13 protein-coding genes are annotated in these 9,734 nt (G+C 62.8%); 12 read left to right on the forward strand and 1 reads right to left on the reverse strand.

The window, feature by feature from the left end; translation table 11 throughout:
* The first annotated feature begins 176 nt into the window (after positions 1-176).
* The 8 genes from ACIPVK_RS13060 to rpsN all read left to right on the forward strand — a co-directional run bounded on the left by ACIPVK_RS13060 (position 177) and on the right by rpsN (position 6,143).
* The gene (locus ACIPVK_RS13060) at positions 177-1,415 is read left to right on the forward strand and encodes a PotD/PotF family extracellular solute-binding protein (protein WP_407612413.1); all 1,239 of its coding nucleotides are present in this window, start codon (positions 177-179) and stop codon (positions 1,413-1,415) included.
* Between the two features lie 129 nt (positions 1,416-1,544).
* Positions 1,545-2,699, forward strand: coding sequence for an ABC transporter ATP-binding protein (locus tag ACIPVK_RS13065; RefSeq protein ID WP_407612414.1), 1,155 nt, complete (start codon positions 1,545-1,547; stop codon positions 2,697-2,699).
* Positions 2,696-3,640 (forward strand): ABC transporter permease, encoded by a 945-nt coding sequence (locus tag ACIPVK_RS13070; RefSeq protein ID WP_407612415.1) that lies wholly within the window; start codon positions 2,696-2,698, stop codon positions 3,638-3,640. The genes ACIPVK_RS13065 and ACIPVK_RS13070 overlap by 4 nt, the downstream gene beginning before the upstream one ends.
* Positions 3,641-3,651: 11 nt before the next feature.
* Positions 3,652-4,449: an ABC transporter permease gene (locus ACIPVK_RS13075; protein WP_407612416.1), complete on the forward strand. Its 798-nt coding sequence runs from the start codon at positions 3,652-3,654 to the stop codon at positions 4,447-4,449.
* Positions 4,450-4,541: 92 nt separating this feature from the next.
* Positions 4,542-5,015: a MarR family winged helix-turn-helix transcriptional regulator gene (locus tag ACIPVK_RS13080; protein WP_407612417.1), complete on the forward strand. Its 474-nt coding sequence runs from the start codon at positions 4,542-4,544 to the stop codon at positions 5,013-5,015.
* Positions 5,016-5,431: 416 nt separating this feature from the next.
* Positions 5,432-5,668, forward strand: a complete 237-nt coding sequence (gene rpmB, locus ACIPVK_RS13085) for a 50S ribosomal protein L28 (RefSeq protein ID WP_132359223.1) — start codon at positions 5,432-5,434, stop codon at positions 5,666-5,668.
* On the forward strand, positions 5,668-5,835 hold the full coding sequence (gene rpmG / locus ACIPVK_RS13090) for a 50S ribosomal protein L33 (protein WP_007270730.1): 168 nt from the start codon (positions 5,668-5,670) through the stop codon (positions 5,833-5,835). The genes rpmB and rpmG overlap by 1 nt, the downstream gene beginning before the upstream one ends.
* A 2-nt stretch (positions 5,836-5,837) precedes the next feature.
* A complete protein-coding gene (gene rpsN / locus ACIPVK_RS13095) occupies positions 5,838-6,143 on the forward strand; it encodes a 30S ribosomal protein S14 (protein WP_132359221.1) in 306 nt (101 codons plus the stop codon).
* A 176-nt stretch (positions 6,144-6,319) separates the two neighbouring features.
* Here rpsN and ACIPVK_RS13100 read toward each other — a convergent pair whose 3' ends face one another.
* Positions 6,320-6,958 carry a DUF1992 domain-containing protein gene (locus tag ACIPVK_RS13100; protein ID WP_407612418.1) on the reverse strand — a complete coding sequence of 213 codons (639 nt, stop codon included), beginning with the start codon at positions 6,956-6,958 and terminating at the stop codon, positions 6,320-6,322.
* Positions 6,959-7,113: 155 nt separating this feature from the next.
* Between ACIPVK_RS13100 and ACIPVK_RS13105 the strand changes: the two genes are divergently transcribed.
* From ACIPVK_RS13105 to ACIPVK_RS13120, 4 genes are all read left to right on the forward strand, one after another.
* Positions 7,114-7,281 (forward strand): hypothetical protein, encoded by a 168-nt coding sequence (locus ACIPVK_RS13105; RefSeq protein ID WP_407612419.1) that lies wholly within the window; start codon positions 7,114-7,116, stop codon positions 7,279-7,281.
* 607 nt (positions 7,282-7,888) lie between these two features.
* Positions 7,889-8,173 (forward strand): HU family DNA-binding protein, encoded by a 285-nt coding sequence (locus ACIPVK_RS13110; RefSeq protein ID WP_071212675.1) that lies wholly within the window; start codon positions 7,889-7,891, stop codon positions 8,171-8,173.
* A gap of 188 nt (positions 8,174-8,361) precedes the next feature.
* Entirely contained in the window at positions 8,362-8,997 is a 636-nt protein-coding gene (locus ACIPVK_RS13115; RefSeq protein WP_407612420.1) for a hypothetical protein, read from the forward strand.
* A gap of 58 nt (positions 8,998-9,055) precedes the next feature.
* Positions 9,056-9,676: a copper resistance protein CopC gene (locus ACIPVK_RS13120; protein WP_407612421.1), complete on the forward strand. Its 621-nt coding sequence runs from the start codon at positions 9,056-9,058 to the stop codon at positions 9,674-9,676.
* The last annotated feature ends 58 nt before the right edge of the window (positions 9,677-9,734 follow it).

A 9,734-nucleotide genomic window follows, 5' to 3' on the forward strand; every position in this document is an offset into this window, starting at 1 on the left:
GGAAGAGTCATATGACGGTTGAATTCCATCGTTCATGAAATGTATGTCAACGAAAACTATTGTCAGAAAGCGCTGTTGCTGACATGATCCATGTCAAGAGTTGAGCGTGACGGGCGTCACGATCAACCGCAGCGCGTCAAGGGAAGACGCTGCGCCAGCTGAAGGGGAATCCAAGAATGTCCAACCAAAACCAGCGTGAGTTGCCCAGGGATCCAGCGATAAGGGCCCTGATCCTGCAGGCGCAGCGCATGCAGCTGTCGCGCCGCAAGCTATTGGCCGGTGCGGGAGGCCTTGGCCTCGCCGCGTTTTTGGCAGCCTGCGGCACCGGAGGCACAGGAGGCAGCGCCGGCAACAGCACCGCCGCCGCGGTGGCAGACATGTCCGAAAGCGACAAGAACATCTTCTGGGCCAATTGGACCCTGTACCTGGATTACGACGACGCGGCCAAGAACTACCCGACCCTCGACGCGTTCGCCAAGCGCACCGGAATCAAGACTCACTATGCCGAGGACATCGACGGAAACGACTCCTATTACGGCAAGGTCCAGGCGCAGCTCGCCGCGGGCCAGGACATCGGCCAGGACATCGTGACCCTGACCGACTGGATGGCCGGTCGCGTAATCCGACAGGGGTTCACCCAGGAGCTGGACCACGCCAACATCCCGAACATCAAGAACCTGTTGCCGAGCCTCCAGGACGTCGACTTCGACCCGGGGCGCAAGAACTCGTTGACCTGGCAAAGCGGTTATGCCGGCATCGCCTACAACAAGGCCAAGTACCCCAAGGGGCTGCGCACGGTCTCCGACCTGTGGAACCCGGACCTGAAGGGCCGCATCACCGTCCTCGATGAAATGCGCGACACCATGGGCCTGCTGATGCTCGACAACGGCGTGGAAATCTCCAGTGGCTGGGGCGACACCGAATTCGCCGCCGCCACCGACGTGCTCTCCAAGCAGATCGCGAACGGCCAAATCCGACAGGTCAAGGGCAACTCCTACAAGGAGGACTTCATCTCCGGGGACGCCATTGCCGGGATCGTCTGGAGCGGCGACATCACGCAGATGAACTTCGAGAACGACGACCAGTGGGAGTTCGTGCTCCCCGATGCGGGCGGCACCCTGTGGAGCGACAACCTCATGGTTCCCGTCGGCTCTCCCCGCAAGACCAATGCCGAGAAGTTGATGGACTTTTACTTCGAACCGGAGATCGCTGCGCAGGTGGCGGCCTACGTGAACTTCATTTCCCCGGTCCAAGGTGCCAAGGAGGCGATGGAAAAGATCGACCCCGAGCTGATGGAGAACCCGCTGATCTTCCCCTCCGAAGCCGACCTGGCCAAGGCACACGTCTTCAGGTCCTTGAGTGCCGAGGAAGAAACCAACTTCAACAGCCAGTTCCAGACCGCGATCGGTGCGTAATGCCGCGGCCGCGGATCCCGCTGTACCGGCAGGTGAAATTTACGCACGATCCGTCGCCCTGCATGTATTCGGCGCGGGGAACGAAATACAGAGCCACAACAAGTCCCAGCAATTGATTGGCCTCCGATAATGACAACAACGACCACCATCAAGGACGCGGCCCAGCCCATGGCATCGTCCGGAGCCGACCTACACCTGGGTAATGTCACCAAGCGATTCTCGGATTTCACCGCGGTCGACGACCTGACGCTGACAGTGCCCAGCGGCACGTTCTTTGCCCTGCTCGGACCCTCGGGCTGCGGCAAGACCACCACGCTGCGGATGATCGCCGGCCTCGAACAACCCACCAGCGGAACCATCAGCATCGGCGGCAAGGACGTCACGAAGCTCCCGTCCTTCCAGCGCGAGGTCAATACGGTATTCCAGTCCTACGCCCTCTTCCCTCACATGACGGTGCTCGACAATGTGGCCTTCGGGCTTAAGCGCAAGCGGGTCAGGGAATCGGTCGACCGGGCCAAGGCCGCTTTGGAAATGGTGGAACTCCAACACCTGGCCTCGCGCAAGCCGATGCAGCTCTCCGGCGGGCAGCAGCAGCGTGTGGCGCTGGCCCGCGCACTGGTCAACCGTCCCGCCGTGCTGCTGCTTGACGAACCGCTCGGCGCCCTGGACATGAAGCTTCGCCGGCAAATGCAGGTCGAGCTCAAGTCCATCCAGACCGAGGTCGGCCTGACCTTCATCCACGTGACCCACGACCAGGAGGAGGCCATGACCATGGCCGACACCGTGGCGGTGATGAACAAGGGCAAGATCGAGCAGATGGGTGCCCCGCGCGATTTGTACGGACTGCCCAGGACCGCCTTCGTGGCAAACTTCCTGGGCAAGTCCAACCTCATGCCCGGAACCGTCACCGAGGACCTTGGCGACGCCGTCGCCGTGGACGTTGCGGGCCACCGGCTGGTCATGCCCAAGGACCGGGCCGTGGCCCACAGCGGTTCCGCCGTGGTGGGGGTGCGGCCGGAAAAGATGCGGGTATTGAACCTGCCCGACGACTACTCGCCCAGCGCCAACATGCTCACCGGCACCGTGCTTGACGCCTCGTTCACCGGGGTCAGCACCGAATACCTGGTCGAGGTCCCGGGCATCGGCACCATCGCCACGTTCTCGCAGAACATGGGCCAGGCACCGGCGCAGCGCGGGGACACCGTGCGCATGACCTGGGAACCGGAGTACTCCTTCGGCCTTGACGGGTCCGAAAGGACCACCGAGGGGCAGGACGCGGTATGACCTCCACCGCGGCCCGTACCCGCGGGCGGAAGAACCGGGCCCCCCAGGACCTGCGCAGCGAGGAAGAACTCGTCGCCGAGAGGCGCAAGGGCAGGGTCGGCCTGTACCTCATCATTCCCGGCATGGCCGTCCTGGCCCTGTTCTTCGCGGCACCGGTATTGGTGCTTCTGGGGATGTCGCTCTATGCCCGGCCCCCGGGCGCCGAGATCGGCGAGTTTGTCCCGGCCCTCGAATTCGGCAACTACGCCACGGTCATCGGCGCGTACTGGGACGTCTTCCTGCGCTCGTTCCTCTTCGCGCTCATCGCAACCGTCGCGGCCCTGCTCATCGGCTACCCCATGGCCTACCTCGTGGCGGTTCGCCTCCGCGGGCGGCAGCTGATGCAGGGGATCCTGCTGGTGCTGCTGATCGCGCCATTCTTCTCCAGCTTCATCCTGCGCACCCAGGCCTGGAAACAGATCCTGTCCGACGAGGGACCCGTGGTCACGGTGTTGCGGGCCATCGCGATCCTGCCGGCCGACGGCCACCTCACAGCCACCGCCTTCGCCGTGGTGTGCGGCCTGACCTACAACTTCCTGCCGTTCATGATGTTGCCGATCTACGCCAACCTGGACAGGCTGGACACCAACCTGCTGGAGGCCTCGGGGGACCTCTACGCGAGCCCGCTGACCACCTTCTTCAAGGTGACGCTGCCGCTGTCGATGCCGGGCGTATTTGCCGGCACCCTGCTGACCTTCATCCCGGCCGCCGGCGACTACGTCAACGCCGCCCTACTGGGCAACAACCGGGACACGGCCATGATCGGGCAGATCATTGATTCGCGCTTCTTCAAGGTGGTCGACTACCCCGGGGCCTCGGCGCTGAGCTTCATCCTCATGGTCCTGATCCTTGCGCTGGTCATGATCTACATCAAGCGCTTCGGCACCAAGGAATTGTTCTAGGAAGGCTCGGCATGAGACAAAAATTTGGGCGCTGGTTCATTCCGGTCGCCGGGGGCCTGGCCTTCATCTATCTGCTGGTACCGATTGCCTACATCTTCGTTTTCTCGTTCAACGATGCCGGGCGCACCAACCTCGAGTGGCGCGGATTCACCCTCGATAACTGGAAGAATCCCTGCGGCGCCCCCAACGTGTGCGAATCGCTGGTGAACTCGCTGCAGATCGGCGTGGTTGCCACCCTCTTCGCCACGGTGCTCGGGACCTGCGTGGCCCTGGGCCTGGTGCGCTACAAATTCAGGTTCCGCAACACCGCGGACCTGCTGATCATCCTGCCCCTGGCCACGCCCGAGGTGGTGCTGGGAGCCTCCCTGTTGGCCCAGTTCCTGAACCTGGGATGGGAACTTGGGTTCAGCACCATCGTGATTTCCCACATCATCTTCTGCATGTCCTTTGTGGTGGTCACGGTCAGGGCCCGGGTGTCTTCGCTGGACCCGCGACTCGAGGAGGCCGCCTCCGACCTGTACGCCAGCCCGTTCACCACCTTCTGGAAGGTGACCTTCCCGCTGTTGCTTCCAGGCATCGTCGCCGCGGCGCTGCTATCTTTTGCGATGAGCTTTGACGACTTCATCATCACCAACTTCAACTCCGGAAACTTCTCGACCTTCCCGAAGTTCATCTATGTCTCGGCCACCCGGGGCATTCCGGCCCAGGCCAACGTCATTGGATCGGCGATGTTCATCCTTGCGCTCGTGGTGGTGGTGACCTCACAGGTCATTGCCTACCGCCGGCGAAAGGCACTCGCCGCGCGCTAGGCCGAGCCGGGCACGCGATTTGTGCCACTAACCACCGGTGACAAGGGGCCGGAAGGGGGAAAGCTGGCCGGGCCTATGGAAAGATAGTGCCCATGACTGAACCGAAGTGGCTGACGCCCGTGGAAAGAGAAGCCTGGCTGGCCCTGGTGTCGGTCACGACATTGCTGCCCGCCGCTCTCGACAGCGAGCTTCAGGTCCAGGCGAAGATCACCCTCTTCGACTACACCGTGCTGGCGATGCTGTCGGAGGCACCGGAGCACATCCTGGCCATGAGCGAGCTGGCATCGCGCAGCAGCTCCTCGCTTTCTCGGCTTTCCCACGTGGTCAAGAAGCTTGAGAGCCGCGGATGGGTTGAACGCAGCAGGTCCGCCGAGGATGCCCGCGTGACCATCGCCAAGCTCACGGACGAAGGCTGGGACACGGTCGTTTCGCTGGCCCCCGAACACGTCGAATCCGTGCAGAAGCTGATTTTTCAGGGACTTGACGACCACGATGTCGCGGAATTGGCGCGCATCGGCCGGAAGCTCGTGGGCAGGCTTAATCCCGAACACTGGATCCTGCGGTAGCAAGCGACCGGGCCAATCGGCCCCGTGGCGGTGCGGCCGCACGCGGGAGTGAGGCAGATCGCATGCACGGAACGCCAAAAGGCCTGTTGTCGATTTGGCTGCCGATGTGTTAATCGCCTAGAATGATTAGGCGTTAAGTCGTGCATGCCCAATCGGGTTTGCGCGGTTACCCGTAAAACCGAATATCGTGGTCAATTGAGTAGGGAAAAATACTCACCGACCGCGAGGTTCACCGTCTTTCACGCTAATCAAGGCGCTTCGGTTGGTTCTCACCCAGCCTGGTTACCTTCAAAGTGTGCAGTAATAACGGTGTCACAACTGGTGGCGGGACTCTTACACGCAGATTCAGAGGCAGCAGTTTCCGCTGTATCTGTAAAACGAGTACCGCCAATATTTACTACAACTGAGGAGTGATCATGGCAGCAGTATGCCAGGTGACTGGTGCAGTTCCGAACTTCGGACACAGCATCTCCCACTCGCACCGCCGCAACAAGCGTCGGTTCGACCCGAATATCCAGAAGAAGCGCTACTGGGTTCCGTCCCTGCGCCGCAACGTCACGCTGACCCTGTCGGCAAAGGGCATCAAGCTCATTGACGTTCGCGGTATCGACGCCGTTGTAACCGGACTCATTGCAAAGGGTGTGAAGATTTAGTGGCAAAGGATAAGGACGTACGTCCCATCATCAAGCTCAAGTCGACCGCCGGCACCGGTTTCACTTACGTGACCCGTAAGAACCGTCGTAACAACCCAGACCGCATGGTTCTGAAGAAGTACGACCCGGTAGTCCGCAAGCACGTCGAATTCCGAGAGGAGCGCTAAAGATGGCCAAGAAGTCCATGATTGCTAAGAACGACCAGCGCAAGGTCATCGTTGAGCGTTACGCCGAAAAGCGTGCAACCTTGAAGAAGACCCTGGTTGACCCGAACGCAACCGACGAGGCACGCGAAGAGGCCCGCTTGGGCCTGCAGAAGCTGCCCCGCAACGCATCGCCGGTCCGCGTTCGCAACCGCGACGCCATCGACGGCCGCCCCCGCGGTACGCTCCAGAAGTTCGGTATCTCCCGTGTTCGCTTCCGCGACATGGCACACCGTGGCGAGCTTCCGGGCATCACCAAGTCTTCCTGGTAAATTCCAGAAGCTGTCAAAGGCCTCAACCGTTTCGGTTGGGGCCTTTGGCCATTTAACGAGCCGATGGGTTGCTCGGCCTTCAAGTTTGCTCGACCTTAAATTCTGCCGGTGCGGTGCAACGATCGGCCGGAAATCCAGCGATGGCCAGGCACCTGGTGATGCAAAACCGCGGGAGGCTAGGACGTTTTGCGGGAACCCAACCAGCGGCCGAACCACCCGGTACGTCGTGGCTCAACCGAGACTTCCTGTTCCTGCGCCGCGGCAGATCGCCGTGATTTCCATTCGGCAATTTCGATTTCGACATCCCGCAGGGGCGTAATCACCGGAGGTCCGCCGAGCAGTTGGCGACGAGCATCGAGGACACGGGCATTGAAGTCCTCAAGCAGTTCCCGCACGGCGGCCGGGCTGGCCAGCTGGTCGAGGGCCGCCTCAAGCTCATCGTCTTCCTTGCGCAGCATCAAGGCAGGGGGACCGAGCCCTGTGATTTTCTCTCGCTCGATGAGCCCCTTGACCCACCAGTCCGGATCCGTGGTGGCGCCAAGGCCGGGTATGGGTTTGCCGGCGTAGGCAAGGTTGTCGAAATCTCCGCGCGCGAACGCGGCATCCAAGGCACTGTTGGCGACCTCCCAGACATCGTCCTCGGCGAGGAAACGTGGGATCGCGGCAGCGGCATCTTCCTTCTCGCCAAAGGTCTTCCCGGTGCGCTGGGCGTATTCGTCGGCGGGGACGTGTTCCTCGGCAATGTCCCGGTCCAGGCGATAGCGGGCCGAACGCAGCGATGCCTCACTGTTTTCGTCGAGATTGCGTCGGGCCATGGGTGGCGCACACCTTTCAAAGCGGTTCCGTACCAACACTAACGAGGGCGCGGCAACGGGGCAACGACTACCAGCGGCACGCACCCCATGCCGTTTTGCCGCACTCCTTGCCTGCCGGCACCTCGCCCACACCACGCGTCGGTAGGCTGTGGCGTATGAAGGCGCTTTTCGGTATCGCAACCCTGCTGCTTCTGGTTGCTGCAGCAATTGCCCTGAGCCTGGATCCGCTATGGGGGCTGCTGACCGCCGCTGCGGCGCTGTGCTCCGGCATCGGCTATTTCATCTGCCGACACCAAGCAGGGACCCACCGGCACAACCGCTGAGAACCTATCCGTCGTGGCTTGCGTATGAACGATCGAAGATCATGCTCCGGGACTTCGCCGTCGAGCTCTGCCGCAGGCCGCGGTGGTCGTTGAAAAGCATCCGTACCCTGGGCGCGCATCCCGGAAGCCTTCCCCGTCGCGGAACCGGTGTCATAGGACCCGAGTGGCTGGGACAACGGGCGTTAGCCAATGTCCGGGCCCGCATCGATCACCACGGACCCGGACGCGGCGAAGGCCATCTGGGACGCCGTGAAATCCGCCACCGGAATTTCGATGCCTGGCCGAGGCCGGACGTCGTCCCCGCCACCTTTGCGTGGGGCCGAACCGCCCCCGCCAGGGGTCGCAAACGGAGCGAAAACGGACTCCTGCGGTGTCGGACAAGTCCGAGGGCACCTCGGAGCCCGAGCGTGCTGTTCGTCTCTCTTTGAGGGCAAAAACTGTCGCTGAACGCGAAAAACCTGTCAAAGTTCAAAAAATTCCCGGGAATTCGGCCCAATTCGGGCGTTTCGCGCAGGAACATTTGGTAAGTTCTCACACAGAAGTCCCCGCGAATGCGAGGCGACCCGCGCCGATACCGGGCGGGAAGAGAAGTCCAGGAGGACATACTTTGGCTATGAACCGTAGTGAACTTGTTGCAGCTGTCGCCGAGAAGACCGGCAACTCCCAGGTAGCCGTCAACGGTGTTTTGGATGCAGTGTTCGACGTATTCGTTTCCCAGATTTCCAAGGGCGAGAAGGTCTCGATCCCGGGCTGGCTCGCAGTCGAGCGCACCGACCGTGCAGCACGCACCGGCCGCAACCCGCAGACCGGCGAAGCCATCCAGATTCCGGCTGGCCACTCGGTCAAGCTGACCGCTGGCTCGAAGCTGAAGGCTGCCGTCACCGGCAAGTAGTCTGCGCCCCGCGCAACAGCTTTCAAGCCGCCCCCTGCATCGGTCCACGGACCGAATGCCAGGGGGCGGTTTGGCGTTAACGGGGGCCCTGAATCGAACTCTGGGTTCTACGGTCAGTAGAACCCCGTAGAATGTTTGCTGGAACTTGTAGGCAAGACCTCGGAATCCCTTGGTGGAGGAATCACGGCATGAAGAATCACGGCCTGCGCATCGTGCGTGGCTGGATCGGTGCGCTCCTATGCACTTGCCTTGCGGCTGCCTCCCACACCCTCGTCGACGGCGGCTTGCCGCCGCTGCCGGTTCTGGGACTCCTGCTGTGCATCGGCGCCGTTATCTGCACGGCACTGGCCTCCAGCCGGATCTCGCTGCTGCGCACCTCCCTGGCCGTGATGCTGAGCCAAGGTGCCTACCACGGGGCCTTTGCGCTTTTCGGCCACCAACACCAGGCCTCCGGACTCCTCAATGAAAGCGCCAGTCTCGCCGGGCACGCTGCACACACGCTGACGCTGAACGTGGATCCCTCCGTGGCCGCAGCGGCCGCCGCCGATGCACCGGCTTCCTGGCTGATGCCGCTGGCGCACCTACTTGCGGCGGCGGTGACTGTCGTGGCGCTGCGTCGTGGCGAAATCGCCGCCCGTGCCTTGGCCGACGTTCTCTCCCTGTACGTGCCGCGACTGGTCTTGTTCATTCGCCCCCTGCCGTCCGTGCGCGGCAAGCAGCCGCTCCTCGGTGTCCCTTACCGGTCATTGGTGCTCCGGGACGTGCTGCGCCCCGCCCTGCATCGCCGCGGTCCTCCGCGTGGTCCCGCTTTCGCCTTCTCGTAAAAGCCCCACACCACGATCGCGGCGTAGTCGTGCCGTGAAAGACAGGACCACAAGACCCATGACCCATGTAATCCAAACCCCGCGCACCGCCACCCGGATCGGCGTGCTCTTTGCCGCCGTGTTGCTGTGCCTGATGACCGTCTTCGGCGTCTCCGGCGCGCAGGCGCACGACGAACTGATTGCCTCCACGCCGGCCAGCGGCGAGGTGCTAAAGAGTTCCCCGAAGGACCTCGTGCTCACCTTCAGCGGCGACATCAAGAAGATCGGCACCATCCTCGAGCTGAACGCTGCCGACGGGCAGAAGATCGGGACCACCTTCGCGATCGACCGCCGCGACGTCACGGTCACCCCCGAGGCCCCGCTGGCCAACGGCACGTACACGCTGGTTGCCCGCGTGGTGTCCTCCGACGGCCACCCGATCGCCAAGGACATCGACTTCGAGGTCAAGGACCCCGCAGAGGTCGCCGGCTCCACACCGGCAACCGCCAAGGCCCCCGACGCCAGCGCGCCGGCCGCGGCACCGGCACCGGCGGCCGAAACCGCCGCGACCGCCGACGACACCGCGGACAGCCAGCCCATGGCAGGCATGCCCGCCGGCCTGATCTGGACGATCCTCGCCCTTGCCGGAATCGGCATGGTCGTTCTGGTGCTGCTCAAGGTCCGCCGCCAAACCAAATAGACGGCTGCCCGGCACCGGAACCGCTCGCGGTCCGGCATTGACCGATCGCACCCCTCCC

Origin of the sequence: Paeniglutamicibacter sp. MACA_103, assembly GCF_045798555.1 — a bacterium.
Lineage (GTDB): Bacteria > Actinomycetota > Actinomycetes > Actinomycetales > Micrococcaceae > Paeniglutamicibacter.